The organism is Paenibacillus sp. J31R34 (assembly GCF_059383715.1).
The window spans coordinates 14,285-33,740 of the sequence record NZ_JBXENU010000003.1 but is presented as its reverse complement, the minus strand read 5'-3'; the positions used below and the strand labels follow the sequence as shown (position 1 = coordinate 33,740).

Sequence of the window (19,456 nt, the reverse complement as noted above, 5' to 3'; positions counted from 1 at the left end):
ATAAAAAATAAGGATGGATGCCTTGAAGATTGATCGTTTATTATCCATCGTTATGCTGCTGCTTGAGCGTAATAAGGTCAGTACTTCTACCCTTGCGAAAATGTTTGAAGTTACTCCTCGTACGATTTTCCGAGATATTGAAGCGATAAACCGGGCAGGCATTCCCATCATTTCTTATCCTGGTGTTCATGGTGGCATTGGCATTATGGAAGCCTACAAAATAGAAAAAAAGCTGTTTACCGTATCAGATATAACAGCTTTATTAATTGGGCTTAATAGTATTCAGGCTTCTATGTCCAGTGAAGAAATTCTAACGACGATTGCAAAAGTAAAGGGGCTCGTTTCCGAAGAGCAGATGAAGGATTTTGAAAGCCAAATTTCTATTGATCATACATCTTGGCTAGGTAATGGCAGCGCAAAGCCGAACTTCGAGGAAATGAAAAATGCGATTCATGAGAAGAAGCTGCTGTCTTTCAAATATTCTGACCAAAACAGCAGGCGGACACAGAGAAAAATCGAACCCTATCGTTTAGTACTGAAAAATTCACATTGGTATTTACAGGGCTATTGTACGGTTCAACAGGATTTTCGCACGTTTAAATTATCTCGCATTTCAGCTCTAAAACCCTTTAATGAAAGCTTTGTGCCAAGGGAAATTGGGCCAGAGCTGTTCGAAATGACCGAAAAACATACAATTACCATTAAACTTCTAATTGATGAATCACTGCGTGACTTTATGGTGGAGTACTGTGGAGAGCAAAATATCCAGCATCATGGAGAAAATAAATGGCTCGCTACCTTTCCCTTCAAAGAAAATGACCTCGGATATGGTTATTTGCTTGGTTTTGGTCATAAATGCGAATGTCTGGAGCCTGAACATGTACGCTTGGAGCTCATTCGAAGAATCAATCAATTGAAGGATATGTACAGCTAAAATTGAAATCTCGCATGACCGCCGTCCGCTATGCCTTCAATGCGCTCCAGCGCAAGCAGCCTGCGCTTCATCGCAAGTCCCCCGCGAAAGCCTGTCAGCTTGCGGTCGGCCCCGACAATTCGGTGGCAGGGCAGCAAAATCGGAATCGGGTTCGCGCCATTCGCAGCACCGACAGCCCGTACTGCCTGAGGCCTTCCAATGGCTGCTGCAATATCGCCATAGGTTCGCGTCTCGCCGTAAGGCACCTGACCAAGCGCCGTCCAAACTTGCTGCTGAAAGGTCGTCCCGATTAAATCGAGCGGTATTTCCGCAAACGAGCTGTGTTCCCCGGCAAAATAACGCTCCAGCCCATCCACAATGCCCATGCGTCTAATCGCCTCCGCATCTTCCCGCGGCTCCTTGCCGGGCGCTGCTTTGTTCATCCAAACGCGCCAGCTTTCCAAATTCTCATGCGGAAATATAATTCGGCAGAGCCCAAGCTCTGTTGCAAGCAATATCCACCTTTGGCCCTCAAGCTCGAGTGCCATCCACATCATATCCGTTCTCATTAGCCCACTTCCTTTCCTATCGCTGTTATGAAAAAGAAACCCACAGCCTACACGCTTCTACTCCAAGCGTCCAGTCTATGGGCATCCGTCTATGCTAAGTGTACCTGCATTTTTTGAGCAAGCTCAAATATCGTTTGATTTCTTAGATGCTCCTCCATCTTCTCCTCGGCCGACACCATCACCTGTTGAATTAAACAAGTAGAAGGATGATCCAGCGAGCAATCAAACAAGGAGGCCGTGCCTTCAATGGCATGAATAATATCCAAAAACGATATTTGTTCCCAATTGCGTTTTAGCTTATATCCACCGTTAGCACCTGAAGCAGATTCAATCATGCCTGCCTTAACCAGCTTGGTCAAGATTTTGGACAAATAGGTAGGCGATACCTGCTGCCGCTCGGCTAGCTGTTGAACACCCACTGGCTTATCCGGGCTGGTTGCCACAAGAAAGAGCATCGTATGAAGAGCATAGTTAGTAGCTTTTGAATATTTCATGCGGGTCATTCCCCTCAATACAAGACTTCATTTATCTATATTAGCTGTTGTCAGCCTGGCTAGTCAAGCTTGCCCAGTGGCTGACATTCCAGGTTTAACAGGAGAAAATGGCTGTAAATTTCACGCCCTGCTCGGTATTTTGAGCCTGATACTCGCTTTCATGCAGCTCCAAAATCCTTTTCACAATAGAGAGCCCTAGTCCCGTGCCTCCCGTTCGCCGATTGCGCGAGCTTTCAACGCGGTAAAAACGCTGCCATATTTTCTCCAGCTTTTCCTCAGGAATCGTATCGCCAACATTTTCAATGGAGAAAAACAGCCTGCTCCCTCTCCCCTCGATCTGGATGGTAATGGCGCTGTTATACTGTGCATGCTGAATCGCATTGCTTATAAAATTCGAGAGCACATGCTTCATCCATCTCATATCGGCATACAGGGGAAGCTCGTTGCTCGTCATAACGGTAGCTTCAAGCTGCTTGTCCTGCAGCATATGGACATAGTTTCCCGTCACTTCCTCAAGCAGCTCGCTAAGCAAAAATGTGCTTTTTCGCAGCTTGAACGTATCGGATTGCAGCGTAGCCAAATTAAGCATATCCTCCACGAGCATTTCCATGTTCTGTGCTTCCTCTACAATCACTTTTAAATAGTGATCCTGTTTTCCAGCCCCTACGCCATCCTGCAGCCCTTCGCTGAAGCTTTTCACAATACTAAGCGGCGTTTTCAGCTCATGGGAGGCATTTGCGAAAAACTCCTGCTGAACCTGCTCCATCCTGTGCTTCTCCTCAATATCTTGCACAAGCTGCTGATTGGCCTTCTTTAAATCTCCTAAAGCGGTGTCCAAGCTGCGCGAAAGCGTATGAAGGCTGCTTGATAAGCTTCCCAGCTCATCGTTTTGCCGAATCGGCTCATGCACGCTAAAGTCGAGCTGTACCATCCTCTTGGCCGCATTATTCATCGAAATGAGCGGACGGGTAACCATTTTTGAAAAAAAGAACGATAAAATGACGATGAGGATAAATCCCCCTACGCCCAAATAGATATAAAACCACCGCAAAGCTTCATTCGTTTCGCCTATTTCCTGCAGCGAGGTGACCGAAAACAGCAAATCCACTTCTCCCGATTGCTGCTCTACGGGATAAATCATAACCGAATTGCGGACACCAGACCATGTTTGCGTCCACTTTTCCTCCACAACTTCCCTGCTTTCGAGCTTTTCCCTTCGCTCCTCACTGAGTGGAAACCAATCGCTGATGGCATCCAGCATAATGCCTTGCCGCGTCGTATACGTCCTTGAAACGGGTTGAATCAATTCGGTGACGACGCCGGTAACCTGTTTATACTCGCCCCCCAGCGTTTCATTGGAAGGGGAGCCTACACTTGGGTGGTCCGTTTTGTGGATGCGGAGCGGGTAAAGCACCTGATTCATCGATTCTACCCCAGACTCCATCTCCCCCTCCACCGTTACAACATTCCCTGTCTGAATGCCAGCTGCCCGAAATTCCGCCTCGAAGTTATTCAAGAACAAGGACAAGGGAATGACATACACATTTTGATCGTCCGCCTTCAATGTAATGTGGTAAGGATCATCCATTCTCACTTTTCCATCCAATGTTAAAATGGCGAGCTGGGTTTTATTTTGCAGCATGAAACGGGCGGCTTCATTCGACGTTTTGCTGGAGCTCCAGCCCGTCTCGGCATAGTTTTGGGCAAATTTCGCCAGCTGCTTTTCGTTGCGGCTTATTTTCTGATTTTCATAAAATTGGTCAAACAACAGCAGCTGACAGAGGATTACCATGCCGTAAAAACAAAGAAAGAAGACAACAGTCATAATAAATAGTTTAAAAGTGACTCCGCGCTTCTTCATGACTTCTCCTCAAATTTGTATCCCGTGCCAATAACGGTGCGAATATGCCGAGCCTCAAAGCCCAGCTTGCTGCGAAGCTTCTTAATATGAGAATCAACGACACGGGAATCTCCTTCAAAATCCATTCCCCAAATTTGGTTCAAAATGACGTCCCTGCGCAAAACAATGCCTTTATTTCGAACTAAAAATAACAGCAAATCGTATTCTTTGGGCGCAAGCACCACCTCGGCGCCGTTTACATCCAAGCGGTGCGCCGTCAAATTAAGCAGCGCAGCGCCAAACTTTAAACTATTCGGCTGCAGCACGACGCTGCCCTCCACCCGTTTCATTAAGGCCGATGCCCGCGCCAGCAGCACCTTTGGACTGAAGGGCTTCGTCACATAATCGTCGGCTCCTAATTCGAACCCCATAATTTTATCTTCATCGCTGGACTTAGCCGTCAATAAAATAATCGGAACAGCCAAGCGGCTCCTCACCTGCCGGCACACCTCGAAACCATCCAATTGCGGCATCATAATATCCAGAATGATCAGATCGGGCTGCACGGTTTCGAGCCAAAGCAGCGCTTCCTTGCCATTTTCCGCCTCAAATACGCGCCAGTCGCTCATCTTGAAATAATCGGCTATCACTTCCCGAATCAAGCTTTCATCTTCCACTAGCAATAACGTTTTATTCATCATTTGAGTTCCTCTTCTATCCATATTGATTTTCACTTTAACAATCAGCTATGGCTTTTATGTGCCCATGCCACTCTGAGCAGGTCGATCATATCTATTATACCCATTCTATTTTCAGGAGGTAGGGCTTGCAGCATAGCTGTATAGCAAAAAGAACGAAGCACAGCTGATCTTCCAAGAGGAAGAAACACCCTGCTCCGTTCTTATCATTCATATTCAACTGCCCGTTAGTCAACCGGCCTTCTCATGAGTCGCTTTAGCCTTTCTTGGCCAGATCGTGTAGCTGAAGCTGATTACAAAATCAATACCAAGCAGCACTGTCCACCATTCAATAACCTGCTTTAAGCCCACAGTCTGGGCCCTCTCATTAACCAATGCAATCATCCCATACAGTACTGCACATCCAATGGCCCAAGCGACAAGATGGCGAAACCAGCCTAGCCGCTCATTGCGGGCATGCTCTTCACCTATTTTCGCTTTCTTCTGTGGAGCCGGGCCTCCGGCAAAGCGATGGGCGAACCGCACATCTGCCCAGCGGATCATGGAATGACCATATGCGAGCGAACAGCCGATATATATGGCAGCAAGCCCGTGAATAAAGCTCGCCTCTGCTCCGTCGCGAAGGTGAATAACTGTAGCGGCAAGCAGCACCAAATCGATAACAGGCGTGCAGAACAGCAGAAAGGCTCCAAGCCTAGGGGAACGCAGCATATAGCGACTGACCAGACCTGCCAGCACAAACACCCAGAAAGCAACTTCACAGCCAATAATAAACACGGCCATTTGAATTCCCGCCTTTTTAATACAAATGTATTATTTAAACTAATGTCATTATAGCTCAATTGTATTAAAAAAACAACTGCGCTATAATACACTCATGCCTAAAATTGTCGATCACAACAAACGAAAAAAACAAATCGCCGAAGCCGTGTGGCGCATTATTGTCAAGGAAGGGCTGGACAGCGTCTCCGTACGCCGCGTTGCCGATGAGATGACCATGTCGCTTGGCTCCATTAGACATTATTTTAATTCGCAGGATGAACTGCTGAGCTTTTCCATGCAGCTTGTTTCGCAGCGGGTAAATGAGCGTATACAAGCGCTGCCCTTTACCGGAATGGTCCGTCAGGATATGGAATTGGTCATTTGGGAGCTAATGCCTCTGGAGGAAGTAAGCATGCAAGAAGCGCAGATTTGGCTCGCCTTTGCAGGAAGGGCGTCCGTAAGCGAAGTGATACGAGCGATAAGCCTAAGCACCTATGAGGAAATTTACAGCGGCTTAAGAAGATCGTTCGAGAGTCTTATCCAACAAGGGGTAACGATAGCGAATTTAGATGCCGAATACGAAACGGCAAGGCTTCACGCTTTGGTGGATGGCCTTGTCGTGCATGGCGTTACCTATCCAGAGCGATTCAGCAAGGAGCTGATGAAAAGCATCGTTTCTCGGCATCTCGATACCTTGGTTAAAATCCCTTAAGGATTGGATGTTTTTTTAAAATTGGAGCTGCCCTGTTAGAAGCTGTTAATTCAACAATATCGCTGATTCGATTTACGTAATGGCTACCATAGGTATCGTATGCTATGGGGCTAATGTTTCCCGCTTTATATGATATTTTTTCCATTTCCTTATTTTCGCACGGAATGATTTAAATGGAGCCGCCGAATTAATATGAATCCACCGGACCATTGGCCAGTTTTCCTTGCTGCCTGTCCAATGGCGAGTGCCTTGTATAAACAGCTCATCCTCGGTTAATGCGTCAATCCATTCCAGCCAGCGCTGCTCCTCCTTCCGAAATAAGTCTCTGAGCTCAGTCAGGGAAAGGGCAGCGTACCGCTCGTAAAAGGACTGGTACAGGCTACCAAGCTGGTTCCATTTATGATATGGAGTCGGCATAATGACCTGACGCCCTGCTTTCTCATCCATATCCCAGCCCATCACAATACCAAGCCAGCCTAGCTGGTAAGCGATTATTTCAGTAGGCGTTTTATCCACGTCCTGTATTCTATCATCCTTTTGATCATTGCTGATTTCATCAAACTCCTTGTCCAGCAGTAAATAATTGGAGTGGATGACTTCCAGCAATTCCTTTTTGGATGTATATTCATAGCTCGCCATAATATCACTCCTCTTTTTCATTTCAGTTATATCACATCCGTGTACAATTTTGCATCATATTTCCAATCAATAGCGTTGCATTAAATCGTAGTGCTCTTCATGTCTACGACGGATCTGAAGCTAACATCACTTTGAACCATTGTTTTTTATTAGGTTGTATGGTCAATCGTCCTATCGTTTAGCTGTTAACTATTTGGCGCGGCGATGAACATTCAGTATTTGTTATAAATTACATATTTTTGTTATATGATATCGTTTTACTTGGGAATATAATCTAGTTAACCCGTTACTGATATCAACTTTCCACTTCTAAGTACCTTGCGCAGTAGGGGGGTACTCATAGTACAGAAAAGGAGGTATGCCAAGCTCTCTTGTTCAAAAAGATAAATAGAGACTTAGCGGATAGTTAGAGGGCAGCCAGATTGAACCTGAAGGAGGTAATCATAAATGAAAGCAAGTTTTAATAATTTGGGCAAAAAAGGAATTATTCTCTTGACATTAATCATAAGCATGCTCATCGGCACGGTAGCTTATGCCGCATCATCGTCAACACCTTATGCCCAACTGTTCTGGGGTAATAATAAGTACTATGTGTTTAACAACACTTGGGGCAGTGGAACCGCCGGCTCGGGTTGGTGGGAGAGTATTTATTATAATAACAACTCTGACATGGGTTGGTCTTGGGACTGGAAAACATCGAATCCCAATGATGTGAAGGCGTATCCTAGTATCGTAACAGGCTGGCAATTCTCCAATAGTATGACTCCCGGAAGCGGCTTGCCAACGCGAATTTGGGATGCTAAAAACATTAATGCCTCGGTTAATTACACGCTAAGCGCCAATGGTAATTATAATGCGGCTTATGATGTATGGTTCCACACCACTAATGCGGTTACTGGAACATCTACCCCTTCCGATGAGCTGATGGTCTGGCTGAATTCAACCAATGCGTGGCCGCTGGGTTCTTATGTGGAGACGGCTACGGTTGGAGGTACAACTTGGAATCTGTATAAAGGCACACATCCATCTGGCTGGAATGTGTACTCCTTCGTCCGTACAAGCAACACATCGAGCAGCAGCCTTAACCTGAAGGACTTCATCAACCATGTCGTTTATTACAAAAACTGGATGAGTAATTCAAAGTATGTTACTGGCGTTCAATTCGGAACTGAAATTTTCACTGGAAGCGGGAGAATACACATTCAAAACTATTCTGTAATGGTACAATAGCAACTAGCGCGGAAAAGACACCCTGCCGGGTGTCTTTCTTATGTCTGGCTCGCTTGTAAAGCTTTAAAATTCATACCCTTTGACCTTCGCATAGACACAAGCATTTGCAAGCTCTCCTGTCTGTTCGCGGGCAGACTTTCGCAAAATACCCTCCAATGTAAAGCCCGCTCGCTCCGCTACTCGCGCACTGGCGCGGTTCATCTCATTACAGTGAATTTCGATTCGGCTAGCCTTCAGCTCCTGAATCGCAAAGTCGGTAATTCCATTTACAGCCTCCGTCATCAAACCTTGGCCGAAGCGCGACGTTCTAAGCCAATAGCCGATTTCAAACCTCCGCACATCCCAGTCAAACCGGTGCAATCCGCTGCTGCCGACGAATTCACCCGTCTGCTTATCGAACAAATGCAGCGGCAAATCGGTTCGCTCCAAAAAATTCAATCGGGCTTTCCGCACATAAGCTTCCGATTGCTCTACGGTAGGCATGGTTTGTGCAAATGGCATCCACGGCCTTAACTGCTCCAAGCTTTCCCCAATCGCCTCATTGCAAAAAATACCGTCCCCCCACTGTGGAGCCCGAATGAGCAAGCGCTCTGTTTCAAATGATTCAGGGAAAGAAATTAGAATGGGATTTTCGCTCATTTCTTAGAGCACCTCCTGAAGGATAATGAAATAGATTTTTATTAGGGCGTGTCAGTTATTTTTCCAGTCTATTCGCCCCAGCCTTCCCCTCTATTCCTTGAAGAGCCTATTAATCTATAAAACAATCAATTGTCTCGTTACAAATGATAGATTTGCTTCATATAGTATCTTATGAAGTCGAAAGGGGAAATGCACATGTCTAACATTGAAAACTCACACCTTACTGGCGGCAACCGCACTGGTGGCAACCGCACTGGCGGCAACCGTACTGGTGGCAACCGCACTGGCGGCAACCGTACTGGTGGCAACCGTACTGGTGGCAACCGTACTGGTGGCAACCGCACTGGCGGCAACCGTACTGGTGGCAACCGCACTGGCGGCAACCGTACTGGCGGCAACCGCACTGGTGGCAACCGCACTGGCGGCATGCGTTAATAGCCGAATAATTTTGCTCCTTTGAGCAAAAGAAACACAAACAAGAGCTGAGCCTCCATGGGCCCAGCTCTTGTTTGTTTAAAATTTACTCGCGATGCTCTGTGTCACTTGCGACAGCCGTATGGATGCAAGCTTGTCTTCCATCGCCTGCTTCGCTTCAGCAAAAACCTCTTCCAGCGACGACTGGATGTTCCGTCCAGTTGGACAATCCGGATTCGGCTTATCATGAATCGCGAATAGCTCCTCTTGCGTCTGCGATTGGACAGCCCGATAAATATCGAGCAGCGATATTTCGTCCAGCGGGCGGGTAATGCTCGCTCCAGCCACTCCCGGGCTCGTCTGCACAAGACCCGCTTTCGCCAGCATACCGATGATGCGGCGTATGACAACCGGGTTTGTATTCACGCTGCCAGCAATATTGTCGGATGTTAAACGCTCATCCTTATCCAAATCCAGCAGACTCATGATGTGTATCGCTACTGCAAACCGATTGCTAGTCACTATAACCACCCTGCTTTCTATTCGACAAATGCAACCTGTCCGTTCGAAAGTGAAGCAATTCTTGCCAGCGACTCCACTCGATATCCCATCTCTATCAAGCGTTCTCTGCCCGGCTGGAAGGACTTCTCAATGACGATGCCGATTCCCGCAACTTTGGCTCCAGCTTGCTCAACGATACGTGCCATGCCAAGTGCGGCCTCTCCATTCGCCAGAAAATCATCGATGACAAGAAAAACATCGTCCGCCTGTACAAACTTGCGGGCTACGCTAACCTCGCTCTCCTCCTGCTTCGTGAAGGAATATACCTTATGCGTATATAAATCATCTTTAAGCGTCAATGACTTGCGTTTCCGGGCAAAAATCAGCGGAACTTCCAGCTTCATTGCTGCCATGACGGCAGGCGCAATTCCTGATGATTCAATCGTTAAAACCTTCGTCACGCCCGCTTCAGCAAACAAAGCTGCAAGATACTCGCCAATGGCAAACATCAATTTCGGATCAATCTGGTGATTCAGAAACGAATCTACTTTAAGCACCTGCTCCCCTAGCACGATGCCCTCATCTCTAATCTTCTGCTTCAAAAGCTCCATCTGTCATACTTCCCCTTCCAAAATGCTGCCGCGCTCCGAAGATGCCGGCTCATACAAATACGTTCTGCTCAGCTTGACGACCCGCCTGTTAGCTCTGCGAATGACGACGGAAGCATCATCCCAAGCTACGACGATGCCAATGACGTCATTCATCTCCAGCCCATCGCGCACAACGCGCACTTTCTCGCCGCTTATGCGGAACTGATCCAGCAATTCCTCACTAACCATGCACGAACGCTCCTCCCCTTAAGCCGCACTCCCCATATATGGTGAAAAAAAACCCCAATAAACTGTAGAACCGTTTATTGAGGCTGATATATGCTATTGATCTGCGTATGCCTTAGCCAACATGTTCCTTGGAATCATTTGTCTCATACCACTCGTCGAGCACGCGCGAGGACATGACACGCTTGCCAATGTACTCAGCTTGACGCTCGCTAAACGGCTCTCGCCATTCCAGATCCAGCTCTTCAAACAGCTTCACGATCGTAAGCAGCTCTGACCATGCTACATATCTTTTGTACCAGAAAAATTGCGGATGCTCAATCATATAAGGGTACAAATCATCAAATTCCGTATGTTTGCAATCTAATGCACGCTCAAAATGATTTTTCGCATCGGATAATTTGACATCCATGAATTCTGCTGACCAATTTCCCATTATTTCTGCCTCCCCTCGATCACTTACGTTTTATTATAAGCCAATTTCACTTGCGGGGAAAGAGCAATTGTTCTGGAACATCTTACTCAAATGTAATTTGACCGCCTTCAAGCGATGAGATGCTGACGAGCGATTCCACACGCACCCCTTGCTCCCGCAGCGTGCGCGCGCCTGCTTGGAACGATTTTTCCACGACAACACCCATGCCAATAAGCTTTGCGCCAGAGCGCTCAATAATTTTGAGAAGTCCACGGGCTGCATCGCCATTGGCAATAATATCATCAATAAACAGCACCTTGTCGTCGCTTGTCAAATATTGTTTGGATACCATTATATCGGTAACCATTCCTTTCGTAAAGGAAGGGACACGCTCACAATAAGCGTCATTATCAGCAATTAAAGTCTTTTTGCGTCTTGCAAAAACAAGCGGTACACCAAGCACATAAGCAGCTGCAAAAGCAGACGGGATGCCTGAAGACTCTATAGTGATGACCTTCGTAATTTGCTCTCCAGCGAAGCGGTTTGCAAATTCATGGCCCATTTCCATCGTTAATGCAGGATCGACCTGGTGGTTGATAATAGAATCCAGCCTAAGCACATCCGTTGACAGTACCGAAGCCTGTTCCAAAATTCGTTGTTTTAAAATATCCATCGTATGTCCTTCCCCCCACCAAAAATTCCTTTTGGATAACTTACCATAGGTATAGCCAGCAGCGCAATAAGAAACGCATAACTTGTCCTCTCGTTTCCGCCCATAGGAATTAATGGGTCGTTTGACCAATTTTTTTCGGTCTTAACAGAAACTTTTTCCCAATATCATCCGTTTTACCTTATAGTAGAATAAAAGCATCATCCATTGATGACAAGCGAGGAGCGCTGCAAAGTGACGAACATGAAGAAATCACCTTATCGACTTGCAAAATATGCGGCAGTTGTAGCCATTGCCATTGCAACAGCTGGCTGCCAAAGCATGGCTCGGCCGAGCGAAGCGGCTCAAAGCGCAAGTACTCCCTTAACGGCTGAGCAGCTGCTCAATCAATCGGGCAGCCCGCAAAAAACATATTTAGAAAACGCTCTGGAGCAAAAGCAAAGCCCACTGCAAAATCAGGCGGTAGAGGATCATGTAGATGCCAGTACCGAAGTGAATGCAGCAAACGGCTTATCGAGCAATAAATCGACACCACCCAAGACAACGGAAGAAGGAAAATGGAATGCGGCCAAGCCGGCTTTGCTCGGCCTTGCGATCGGCGATTCCAAAGCGGCCATGACGAAGCTTTTCGGTGCCGCCCTCGATTCCTATACGCTGGAGGAGGAAAATCAGGTTAAAATTGAAGTCCACGAATATGACGGCTTCGCCATTGGCCTAAGTGACAAAAACACGATTCAATACATTGAAGTGTATGATAAAAAAGTAAAAACCGGACTGAGCGGCATTAAAATTGGCGACCATTCCAAAGCAGCCGTTAAGGCGCTTGGCAAACCGACGTCGCAGAGCGACTTTATTATCGCGTATGAGGGAACCAAGACGCTGCTCAAGCTGGATCTTGATCCCGAATTAAGCGAAATCGTATCTATTAAGCTGCTCGCCCGCAGCTAATTTTAGTAATCTCCGGTCAGCCACAGCACTAGTAAAGCAATGAGCAAAATCGGAAACGTAAACAGCAATCCATATTTCGTATACTCCCGCCAGGACACCTTTACGCCTCCCTGACTCACTAGCTGCAGCCACAGCAGCGTAGCAAGCGAGCCGATGGGCGTAAGTTTCGCCCCAATCGCCGTTCCAAGCAGGCTGGCATAAGGTAAATAATCAGGCCCGTTCACCTGGGTGATCGCAAGCGATGATATGAGAACCGCTGGCAGATTATTAATAGCCGCCGCCAGCAGGGCAAATAGCAGTCCTGACCCAAATATGCCGGCCATTGGCGTACCGCCGGAAACCGCCAAAATAAAATCCGGAAACCACGCTACAGCCCCATGCACATGCAAACTGTACACAACCAAATTCATCGCCAGCGCAAATACGATGATGAGCCACGGTGCGCGCAGTACCGTCTGTTTGGCATTCACCTGTTTATAAACAGCCGAAGCGGCCCATTGGATGCCAGCACAGCCAAGCGCAATAGCGCAGGCGGGAACGCCGAAGTGCTCCGACATCAAATAGCCGACCATCATCATGATGATAATGACCCAAGAAAGCCGGAACAGCGTGATATTGCCCAGCACGGTCGCAGGCTGCGGAAATACCTTTGGCATCTCGCCCCTGCTCTCCTCACTTTTGATCATCCGTCCGAAAAAGGCCAGCGATACGGCAATGGTCGCGCCTATGGCCGCAAGTCCCGGCAGCAGCATTTTCGAGGCGTAGAGATCAAAAGGAATATGAAAAAAATCAGCCGTCAAAATATTCGTCAAGTTGCTCATCATCAGGGGAGCGCTGGCTGTGTCTGCCATCAACCCGATTCCAAGCAAGTAGGCGAGCCTTCCCTTGCGGGACAGCTTGAGCAGCGCTGTTACTTCGAGCACAATAGGCACCATTATCAAAATCGTTCCATCGTTGTTGAAGAAAATCGTAATCACCGCAGCGAGCAGCGACAGCATCGTAAACAGCAGCAGCGGCCGATGGAAAAACCGATGCACAATATGCAGCGCCGCCCAGCGGAAAAAGCCATTTTGATCCAGCAGAGACGTAAAAATCATAATGCCAATCAAAGAAAACGTCGCATTCCACACAAATCCCCAGATGTATACGACATCCTCCAGCTTTAACAGCTGTAAAACAAATAAAATAATGGCTCCGGCAAGCGCAATTAAAGCCTCATTCATGCCTTTTGGCTTCACCAGTATAAGTGTCAATGTGATAATAAATACGATAATGGAAATAATCATAGTCATCGCCTGTGTGCCAACCTGCCTTCGCTCAGATGAACTTGCAGTCATGCCCGTCCCGTTTTGGACATACCTTCTATAAAGCATGTGCAGAAGAGTTCGGAAACGGGGGAAGGGCAAATCATGATAATGAAACGAACAGGTAAGGTGCTGCAAATAGCATCTACCTATATGGGTACTGTTGTTGGAGCCGGGTTTGCGACAGGGCAGGAAATATTACAATTTTTCACCCGTTTCGGCTATTGGGGAACGTTTACGATCGCTTTAGCAACCGTCCTCTTCATCTGGCTTGGCACCAAAATGATGCTGATTGCCAGCGATATTCGCGCCAAATCGTATGAAGATCTGAATAAGGCACTCTTTGGCGAACAATATGGCCGTTGGATCAGCCACTTTATGTTCGTTATTTTGCTCGGTGTCACCGCCGTTATGCTTGCGGGAGCCGGAACGATTTTTTATGAAAACTGGAATATTTCCTATCAAACGGGCCTGCTCATTACGATTGTCGGCTGTTATTTCCTGCTGCGCAAAGGGATGAAATCGATTTTGATGGTCAATGCCATCGTCGTTCCCGTCATGCTGCTGTTTACCGTCCTCATTATTATCGATACATTCAACACGCCAGGCGCCGGGCGCTTTATCTCGCTTGCCAGCGATCATTCCATATGGGCAGCTTGGGCTGCGCCTTTCCTGTATGCTGCCTTCAACCTGTCCATGTCGCAGGCGGTGCTTGTCCCGCTCGGAGCCGAAATCCGGGACCGTAAAGTGATCATCATCGGCTCTTGGCTCGGCGGTATCGGCATTGGCTTCATGCTGCTTGCCGGCCATATTGCCCTGTCCGTACATATGCCTGGCATACAGCAATATGCCATTCCAATGGGAGGCATCGCCAAGCAGCTCGGGCAAGGCGTGCAATTTATTTATGTATTCTTGATTTTCGCCGAAATTTTCACCACCCTGATCGCCGACATTTACGGCCTTACCCTCCAGCTGCAGGAGCGGCTAAAATGGTCGCGTTCGATCATCACAACGATTATTCTGCTGTTCTGCTATATGGCAAGCCAGATCGGATTTGGGCCGCTTCTATCCACTCTTTACCCGATATTCGGGCTGATCAGTCTCGGCTGGCTGTATTTAATTATCCGCAAGCGAATGGGCCGGAGCGAGGCTTAAGACAGCTTCTGCCCTTCGCCTTTTGCTCCAGCCCCATTCGATAGTGCAGCGGTAGATCATTCCGCTTGACGCAGCGTATTGACGTATACTTTTTTCAACTGCGCAATAACCCGTGTCAGCGAATAAACCTGCTTTGCTTTATCCCAGCCTGAACGGGCCAAATTGTAACGATACGAGGAATCCGTGACCAGCTTCTCCAGCGCCTCAGCAAGTGCAATCGGGTCCTCTGGCGGTACAAGCAGCCCATTGACCCCGTCGTCAATTTGCTCCGAAATGCCCCCTACATTCGTTCCCACAAGGGCAAGCCAGCAAAGCGCTGCCTCGGCAAATACGGAACCGAACGCCTCCGCCCGCGAAGGCAGTACGAAAATATCAAAAAACGGCATAAATTCCTCGGGATGCAGCATATAACCGTAAAAAATAATATCGTCATATAAATCCAGCTCGACCGCGAGCTGCTCCAGCTCCGGACGGATTGGCCCATCTCCGATAATATGCAGCACGAATGGATGTCCTCTGCGCTTGAGCTCCGCACAGCCATGAAGAAGAATGTCAATGCCTTTGGCCGGCACAAGGCGGCATACGGTAATGAGCTGGGGAACTTCATTCTCATGGGCAATCGGCTTAAAGCGCTTCTCATCAAATCCGTTTGGAATAACCTTAATTGCCGCTGCATCTTTTATATAAGGAGAAATATAGGTGCGGAATGATTCCGACACCGTCAGCAGCTTGTCAACACGCGCTTCCAGCTCGCCATAAATAGCGGTCAAAAATTGATGCACCTTGCTATTTTCTTCAATTTTTCCATTCAAAATCAGCTCGCGCTCATAGCTGGAGTGAATCGTCATCATGACGGGCGTGTCTGGATACAGCTGCTTCATTACCAGCGCCGCAATCGGATGATGCGCGTGAATAATATCATAGGTCTTCTTCAGCCTAAGCTTCGTCCACCAGACGTAATCGCGGTACGTTTGAATATATTTATCGACAAGCGGATCTCCCTCAAAAGCATGGTAATCGAAGGTTTCGAATACCACTTCCTCCTGTCCTTTTCCTCTTACTCGCTTCGGAATGGAGAATAGCTCCATCTCCCATCCCATCTGCTGAAAGCGGTCCTGAATATAGGGAATCATGGAAGAAACGCCACCCGGCTGCTCCGGCGGGAAAAATAAAGCCTGTAAGATGTTCATAACTTAAATCTCCTCCAAATTTGCGCTCAAAGCCTCTATTACCCGTATTCGGTTGAATACAACGGATTACACATTTTGGGCAATTATGCCGATACTACTTATATTGGCGTTGTTCATCTGCCATCAAACATGATATAGTAGAACATATGTTTCTGTAAAGAAGACGAATGTTGACAAGCGCAATTGTTTTTTATTTTTTATATTTTGAGCATATGGTGGTCTTACAATGACAATCCTTTCTTGGTTAGCAGGGCCCAGCGGTCAACTGCTCGCATCTTCATGCGTTATTCTCATCCTTATTCTTATGTTATTCATGTCTGTGCGCCTTAGCGCCAGCTACAAGAACAATCGAACGTATGGACTGCTCAATGCAACGCTGCCCTTCTTTATGATTCAGCAGGCGCTGCTGGCCATGCTTGCTTATGCTGGCACCGCTATTCCGCCGTGGATTCATCTGCTAGCGACAACCTTGCAAATCGTTTCTTTTATCATTATAAACCTTGTTTTCATGAAATTATATACTCATCGGGGAACCCGCTTGAAAGTAACGCCTTTTGTCGTGATGCTCGTGCTGACTTTTGTAATCGCCGGGCTGCATATAACGTATATGTCCTTCGCTGGTACAGAGACTGGTGCAGGCAGAGCAGGCAACTTTATTGGGCTTGATTTTTATGCCTTGATCGTCACCTTTCTGATTTTGCTCGATACGAAGGGTATCGATATGAACACGAAATATTTTGCCAGCCTCGTCACCTATTTCGTCTACGAGCTCGCTCATTTGGCGGATGCCTACGCATTTCACGGCACGATGCCAGGGATGCAGATTTTCACCTACTTGCTGTCGGTCGTCTATTTTGTCCAGCTGTTTCTGCTATTGTTTGATTGGGTGATTGAGCGTCTTATTGCAACCTATCAATCGTCCATTACCGATGGTTTGACGGGGCTGTATAATCGCCGTACTTTCAATATGAAGGCGGCCCAGCTAATGAAGCGCGGCAAAGGCGTGGCCGTTATTTTCTGCGACATTGACAACTTCAAGCAGCTTAATGATACGCAGGGCCATCATAAGGCCGATATGGTGCTGAAGCAGGTTTCGGAAATTTTGAAAGAGGAATCGGCGGAAATTGGAACGGCCGGAAGATATGGCGGTGAAGAGCTGCTCGCCTGCATTACTCTCGACAAAGTGAAGCCGGAGCGGGTCGCTGAATCGATCCGCAAGCGCGTAGAGCTGGAGACGATTGTCACGATCAGCGTCGGCGTATGCATCGCGAAGAAGCACGCAGAAATTCAGGAGCTGGTGAAAGCCGCCGATGAAGCGATGTATACGTCCAAAAAAAGCGGCAAAAACCGCGTAACGATCGCCCCCGCCTCCGCGGCCATGAAGCAATCGCTTTAGCAGCGAGCCTGCTAATCATAACGGCAATGAATAACGGCACAGTATCAAAAAGTTAATTTTTGATACTGTGTCTTTTTATGTGCAAACTAAACAAACTGTACAATCCATAAAAAATCATTACAATTGAGCCTATGTGATGTATTGACGAAATAAGCAATGAAAAGGGTGTTACTTGATGACAGAAAGCAAACTGGATCCCAAGGTTGATGCATTTTTAAGCAAAGCTAAAAAGTGGAAGGAAGAATACGAGAAGCTGCGAACGATCGTTCTTGACTGTGAGCTTACCGAGGATTATAAGTGGATGCATCCTTGTTACACGCTTAATAATAAAAACATCGTTTTAATACATGGTTTTAAAGAATATTGTGCGCTTCTGTTTCACAAAGGAGCCTTGCTGCAGGATACCCATGGCATACTCATTCAACAGACAGAAAATGTACAGGCGGCTCGCCAAATTCGGTTCACCAATGCTCAACAAATCATTGAAATGGAAACCATTTTGAAAGCCTATATTTATGAAGCTATTGAGGTTGAAAAATCCGGTCTGGACGTGGCGTTTAAAAAGCATACCGAATACACCATTCCTGAAGAACTTCAAAATAAACTCGATGATAACCCTGCTTTGAAGACGGCTTTTGAAGCCTTGTCGCCCGGACGGCAAAGAGCATACCTTTTTTATTTTTCTGAACCCAAGCAATCCAAAACACGGCAGTCACGGGTTGAAAAATATATGCAGCACATTCTGAATGGAAAAGGATTAAAGGATTAAAGAATGGACAACCTTTACGAAAACATTAGTTATCTAGCACAGCACTATGCGGTGCTAGATAACCAATAAAAATGGATATTGGTTATGATTGAATAGCAGCCTCTCCTCCAGGATACAGCGTCGAGCTGTACAGCCGTTTAGGCTGTGTAAGCGCTCCGCCTTGTCTCGGTGCCGGCTCAAGCTCCTTCGGCTTGCTTGCATAGATCCTCGCCAGCGCATCGTTATAAATAATAACCTGCTCCGTCCCGCTTCCTAGCAAATCCGCGTGTACCGCGTAGCCTTCCATAGGAAACTCTGCAACGACAGCTCCATAACCGTCATATAGGGCAGGGAATACGCCGCCCCCACGGCGGTAGCCAAGAATATAGTCTGGCGCTTGCTCGCGCCAGCCGCTCACTGTCTCAATGATCGTCAGCCAGCCATCCGTACTGCGATCCTCCTTCCACAGCTCTTGTCCTTTGGCATCAAGCAAGAACAGCGCGTCTTTCCCTTTAAGCCCCTTGCCATCATCCTCGCGCACGAGCCGGTCGAGACCGGCCACTTGCAGACCTGGCGAATCGCTGCGAAAACGTCCCAGTGCGATATGCTGCGATTCAATGGAGCCTTCATAACGCCATAGCTCCTCGCCACTGCGGCTATACATAACCGTAACGCTGCCGCCAATGACGAGCTCCGGCTCACCGTCGCCATTCACATCGCCAACCCAGATGCAGTCGGCATGGTCATCCAGATCCGTGCAGCTCCAGCGAAGCTTGCCCGCCGCATCCAGCAAATCATAGCCTGCCATTACCTCATCCTTGCCATCACCGTCCAAATCGTACACCCATGGATAATGCCCCGGGTTGCCCTCATGCGTCCACAACAGCTCAAAATGCCGATTAAGCGCCCACAGCTTATGATAGCGATCTTTCAAAATAATGTCGGAGGCGTGCTCGCCGCCTGATAAGTTCGCAATGATGATGCAGTCATGGGCATGTGGATCAGGCAGTTCATAGCTTTCCTTAACCGTCCCAGTCGCGCCATCGAGCAGCAAAAATCGGTCCTGCATAATGCATAGCACCTCCAGCCTGCCATCCCCATCCAAATCATAAATTTGCGCGGGATAATCCGAGCCTTGTTTGCCTGCCTCTGGATCTGGTTTGCCATGCTGCCAGAGCAGCTTGCCCTGCAAATCATAGGCGGTCAGGCACTGCACCTGATGGGGAATATAGCGAACATCCTGCCGATTATCCGGCTGCACGAGCAGCAGCTCCATACGGCCATCCCCATCCAAATCGCCGATCAGCATTTTGCACCGCGGCCCTGCCTCTGAAATGTCGATGCTTCCAAGCGCATATACCGATTCCGTTCCTGACATCATCG

The 19,456-nt window shown here is 47.6% G+C and carries 23 protein-coding genes; 8 read left to right on the top strand and 15 right to left on the bottom strand.

Going from position 1 to position 19,456, the window contains the following annotated elements:
* The first annotated feature begins 22 nt into the window (after window positions 1-22).
* Window positions 23-934, top strand: a complete 912-nt coding sequence (locus AC50YG_RS09550; protein WP_494826433.1) for a helix-turn-helix transcriptional regulator — start codon at window positions 23-25, stop codon at window positions 932-934.
* Here AC50YG_RS09550 and AC50YG_RS09545 read toward each other — a convergent pair.
* The 5 genes from AC50YG_RS09545 to AC50YG_RS09525 form a co-directional block, all read right to left on the bottom strand.
* On the bottom strand, window positions 931-1,482 hold the full coding sequence (locus AC50YG_RS09545; protein ID WP_494826431.1) for a methylated-DNA--[protein]-cysteine S-methyltransferase: 552 nt from the start codon (window positions 1,480-1,482) through the stop codon (window positions 931-933). The two genes, AC50YG_RS09550 and AC50YG_RS09545, sit on opposite strands and share 4 nt — an antisense overlap.
* An 89-nt stretch (window positions 1,483-1,571) precedes the next feature.
* The gene (locus AC50YG_RS09540; protein ID WP_473759893.1) at window positions 1,572-1,976 is read right to left on the bottom strand and encodes an Rrf2 family transcriptional regulator; all 405 of its coding nucleotides are present in this window, start codon (window positions 1,974-1,976) and stop codon (window positions 1,572-1,574) included.
* Between the two features lie 94 nt (window positions 1,977-2,070).
* Window positions 2,071-3,837, bottom strand: coding sequence for a sensor histidine kinase (locus tag AC50YG_RS09535; protein ID WP_494826429.1), 1,767 nt, complete (start codon window positions 3,835-3,837; stop codon window positions 2,071-2,073).
* Complete coding sequence (locus AC50YG_RS09530) at window positions 3,834-4,514, bottom strand: response regulator transcription factor (RefSeq protein WP_494827146.1); 681 nt, start codon at window positions 4,512-4,514, stop codon at window positions 3,834-3,836. The genes AC50YG_RS09535 and AC50YG_RS09530 overlap by 4 nt, the downstream gene beginning before the upstream one ends.
* A gap of 231 nt (window positions 4,515-4,745) precedes the next feature.
* Window positions 4,746-5,297: a hypothetical protein gene (locus tag AC50YG_RS09525; RefSeq protein ID WP_494826427.1), complete on the bottom strand. Its 552-nt coding sequence runs from the start codon at window positions 5,295-5,297 to the stop codon at window positions 4,746-4,748.
* A 94-nt stretch (window positions 5,298-5,391) separates the two neighbouring features.
* On the opposite strand from AC50YG_RS09525, the gene AC50YG_RS09520 reads away from it, so the two are divergent.
* Entirely contained in the window at window positions 5,392-5,988 is a 597-nt protein-coding gene (locus AC50YG_RS09520; RefSeq protein WP_473759898.1) for a TetR/AcrR family transcriptional regulator, read from the top strand.
* Window positions 5,989-6,090: 102 nt separating this feature from the next.
* On the opposite strand, the gene AC50YG_RS09515 is transcribed toward AC50YG_RS09520, so the two are convergent.
* Complete coding sequence (locus tag AC50YG_RS09515) at window positions 6,091-6,627, bottom strand: ClbS/DfsB family four-helix bundle protein (RefSeq protein WP_494826425.1); 537 nt, start codon at window positions 6,625-6,627, stop codon at window positions 6,091-6,093.
* Between the two features lie 447 nt (window positions 6,628-7,074).
* Here AC50YG_RS09515 and AC50YG_RS09510 point away from each other — a divergent pair, with 447 nt between their 5' ends.
* Entirely contained in the window at window positions 7,075-7,857 is a 783-nt protein-coding gene (locus AC50YG_RS09510; RefSeq protein WP_494826423.1) for a GH12 family glycosyl hydrolase domain-containing protein, read from the top strand.
* Between the two features lie 63 nt (window positions 7,858-7,920).
* Here the strand turns inward: AC50YG_RS09510 and AC50YG_RS09505 are convergent, their stop codons facing one another.
* Window positions 7,921-8,496, bottom strand: a complete 576-nt coding sequence (locus tag AC50YG_RS09505) for a GNAT family N-acetyltransferase (RefSeq protein WP_473759903.1) — start codon at window positions 8,494-8,496, stop codon at window positions 7,921-7,923.
* A 271-nt stretch (window positions 8,497-8,767) separates the two neighbouring features.
* Between AC50YG_RS09505 and AC50YG_RS09500 the strand changes: the two genes are divergently transcribed.
* Window positions 8,768-8,956: a hypothetical protein gene (locus AC50YG_RS09500; protein ID WP_494826420.1), complete on the top strand. Its 189-nt coding sequence runs from the start codon at window positions 8,768-8,770 to the stop codon at window positions 8,954-8,956.
* A 53-nt stretch (window positions 8,957-9,009) separates the two neighbouring features.
* On the opposite strand, the gene AC50YG_RS09495 is transcribed toward AC50YG_RS09500, so the two are convergent.
* The 5 genes from AC50YG_RS09495 to AC50YG_RS09475 all read right to left on the bottom strand — a co-directional run bounded on the left by AC50YG_RS09495 (window position 9,010) and on the right by AC50YG_RS09475 (window position 11,335).
* Window positions 9,010-9,435: an Rrf2 family transcriptional regulator gene (locus AC50YG_RS09495; protein ID WP_341282932.1), complete on the bottom strand. Its 426-nt coding sequence runs from the start codon at window positions 9,433-9,435 to the stop codon at window positions 9,010-9,012.
* 14 nt (window positions 9,436-9,449) lie between these two features.
* Window positions 9,450-10,022: a xanthine phosphoribosyltransferase gene (locus AC50YG_RS09490; RefSeq protein WP_494826418.1), complete on the bottom strand. Its 573-nt coding sequence runs from the start codon at window positions 10,020-10,022 to the stop codon at window positions 9,450-9,452.
* Window positions 10,023-10,025: 3 nt separating this feature from the next.
* Window positions 10,026-10,250 carry a hypothetical protein gene (locus tag AC50YG_RS09485; RefSeq protein ID WP_341282023.1) on the bottom strand — a complete coding sequence of 75 codons (225 nt, stop codon included), beginning with the start codon at window positions 10,248-10,250 and terminating at the stop codon, window positions 10,026-10,028.
* A gap of 112 nt (window positions 10,251-10,362) precedes the next feature.
* Window positions 10,363-10,683, bottom strand: a complete 321-nt coding sequence (locus tag AC50YG_RS09480; protein ID WP_046229684.1) for a hypothetical protein — start codon at window positions 10,681-10,683, stop codon at window positions 10,363-10,365.
* An 82-nt stretch (window positions 10,684-10,765) separates the two neighbouring features.
* Window positions 10,766-11,335 carry a xanthine phosphoribosyltransferase gene (locus AC50YG_RS09475; protein ID WP_473759907.1) on the bottom strand — a complete coding sequence of 190 codons (570 nt, stop codon included), beginning with the start codon at window positions 11,333-11,335 and terminating at the stop codon, window positions 10,766-10,768.
* A 231-nt stretch (window positions 11,336-11,566) separates the two neighbouring features.
* On the opposite strand from AC50YG_RS09475, the gene AC50YG_RS09470 reads away from it, so the two are divergent.
* On the top strand, window positions 11,567-12,280 hold the full coding sequence (locus AC50YG_RS09470; protein ID WP_494826415.1) for a hypothetical protein: 714 nt from the start codon (window positions 11,567-11,569) through the stop codon (window positions 12,278-12,280).
* A 2-nt stretch (window positions 12,281-12,282) separates the two neighbouring features.
* On the opposite strand, the gene AC50YG_RS09465 is transcribed toward AC50YG_RS09470, so the two are convergent.
* Window positions 12,283-13,617 (bottom strand): ArsB/NhaD family transporter, encoded by a 1,335-nt coding sequence (locus AC50YG_RS09465; protein ID WP_494826413.1) that lies wholly within the window; start codon window positions 13,615-13,617, stop codon window positions 12,283-12,285.
* 78 nt (window positions 13,618-13,695) lie between these two features.
* On the opposite strand from AC50YG_RS09465, the gene AC50YG_RS09460 reads away from it, so the two are divergent.
* A complete protein-coding gene (locus tag AC50YG_RS09460) occupies window positions 13,696-14,739 on the top strand; it encodes a YkvI family membrane protein (RefSeq protein WP_473760246.1) in 1,044 nt (347 codons plus the stop codon).
* 56 nt (window positions 14,740-14,795) lie between these two features.
* On the opposite strand, the gene AC50YG_RS09455 is transcribed toward AC50YG_RS09460, so the two are convergent.
* Window positions 14,796-15,929, bottom strand: a complete 1,134-nt coding sequence (locus AC50YG_RS09455; RefSeq protein WP_473759911.1) for a glycosyltransferase family 4 protein — start codon at window positions 15,927-15,929, stop codon at window positions 14,796-14,798.
* Window positions 15,930-16,155: 226 nt separating this feature from the next.
* Between AC50YG_RS09455 and AC50YG_RS09450 the strand changes: the two genes are divergently transcribed.
* Complete coding sequence (locus AC50YG_RS09450) at window positions 16,156-17,325, top strand: GGDEF domain-containing protein (protein WP_494826411.1); 1,170 nt, start codon at window positions 16,156-16,158, stop codon at window positions 17,323-17,325.
* A gap of 175 nt (window positions 17,326-17,500) precedes the next feature.
* Window positions 17,501-18,094: a YdeI/OmpD-associated family protein gene (locus AC50YG_RS09445; RefSeq protein WP_473759915.1), complete on the top strand. Its 594-nt coding sequence runs from the start codon at window positions 17,501-17,503 to the stop codon at window positions 18,092-18,094.
* An 82-nt stretch (window positions 18,095-18,176) separates the two neighbouring features.
* On the opposite strand, the gene AC50YG_RS09440 is transcribed toward AC50YG_RS09445, so the two are convergent.
* On the bottom strand, window positions 18,177-19,454 hold the full coding sequence (locus AC50YG_RS09440; protein ID WP_494826409.1) for a rhamnogalacturonan lyase family protein: 1,278 nt from the start codon (window positions 19,452-19,454) through the stop codon (window positions 18,177-18,179).
* Window positions 19,455-19,456 lie beyond the last annotated feature (2 nt).

What these genes read in the sequence shown, in the direction of transcription:
- AC50YG_RS09545 (WP_494826431.1), bottom strand. Translation starts at nt 1,482, where the DNA reads ATGAGAACGGATATGATGTGGATGGCACTCGAGCTTGAGGGCCAAAGG.
- AC50YG_RS09540 (WP_473759893.1), bottom strand. Translation starts at nt 1,976, where the DNA reads ATGAAATATTCAAAAGCTACTAACTATGCTCTTCATACGATGCTCTTT.
- AC50YG_RS09535 (WP_494826429.1), bottom strand. Translation starts at nt 3,837, where the DNA reads ATGAAGAAGCGCGGAGTCACTTTTAAACTATTTATTATGACTGTTGTC.
- AC50YG_RS09530 (WP_494827146.1), bottom strand. Translation starts at nt 4,514, where the DNA reads ATGAATAAAACGTTATTGCTAGTGGAAGATGAAAGCTTGATTCGGGAA.
- AC50YG_RS09525 (WP_494826427.1), bottom strand. Translation starts at nt 5,297, where the DNA reads ATGGCCGTGTTTATTATTGGCTGTGAAGTTGCTTTCTGGGTGTTTGTG.
- AC50YG_RS09520 (WP_473759898.1), top strand. Translation starts at nt 5,392, where the DNA reads ATGCCTAAAATTGTCGATCACAACAAACGAAAAAAACAAATCGCCGAA.
- AC50YG_RS09515 (WP_494826425.1), bottom strand. Translation starts at nt 6,627, where the DNA reads ATGGCGAGCTATGAATATACATCCAAAAAGGAATTGCTGGAAGTCATC.
- AC50YG_RS09510 (WP_494826423.1), top strand. Translation starts at nt 7,075, where the DNA reads ATGAAAGCAAGTTTTAATAATTTGGGCAAAAAAGGAATTATTCTCTTG.
- AC50YG_RS09505 (WP_473759903.1), bottom strand. Translation starts at nt 8,496, where the DNA reads ATGAGCGAAAATCCCATTCTAATTTCTTTCCCTGAATCATTTGAAACA.
- AC50YG_RS09490 (WP_494826418.1), bottom strand. Translation starts at nt 10,022, where the DNA reads ATGGAGCTTTTGAAGCAGAAGATTAGAGATGAGGGCATCGTGCTAGGG.
- AC50YG_RS09485 (WP_341282023.1), bottom strand. Translation starts at nt 10,250, where the DNA reads ATGGTTAGTGAGGAATTGCTGGATCAGTTCCGCATAAGCGGCGAGAAA.
- AC50YG_RS09480 (WP_046229684.1), bottom strand. Translation starts at nt 10,683, where the DNA reads ATGGGAAATTGGTCAGCAGAATTCATGGATGTCAAATTATCCGATGCG.
- AC50YG_RS09475 (WP_473759907.1), bottom strand. Translation starts at nt 11,335, where the DNA reads ATGGATATTTTAAAACAACGAATTTTGGAACAGGCTTCGGTACTGTCA.
- AC50YG_RS09465 (WP_494826413.1), bottom strand. Translation starts at nt 13,617, where the DNA reads ATGACTGCAAGTTCATCTGAGCGAAGGCAGGTTGGCACACAGGCGATG.
- AC50YG_RS09460 (WP_473760246.1), top strand. Translation starts at nt 13,696, where the DNA reads ATGAAACGAACAGGTAAGGTGCTGCAAATAGCATCTACCTATATGGGT.
- AC50YG_RS09455 (WP_473759911.1), bottom strand. Translation starts at nt 15,929, where the DNA reads ATGAACATCTTACAGGCTTTATTTTTCCCGCCGGAGCAGCCGGGTGGC.
- AC50YG_RS09450 (WP_494826411.1), top strand. Translation starts at nt 16,156, where the DNA reads ATGACAATCCTTTCTTGGTTAGCAGGGCCCAGCGGTCAACTGCTCGCA.
- AC50YG_RS09445 (WP_473759915.1), top strand. Translation starts at nt 17,501, where the DNA reads ATGACAGAAAGCAAACTGGATCCCAAGGTTGATGCATTTTTAAGCAAA.
- AC50YG_RS09440 (WP_494826409.1), bottom strand. Translation starts at nt 19,454, where the DNA reads ATGATGTCAGGAACGGAATCGGTATATGCGCTTGGAAGCATCGACATT.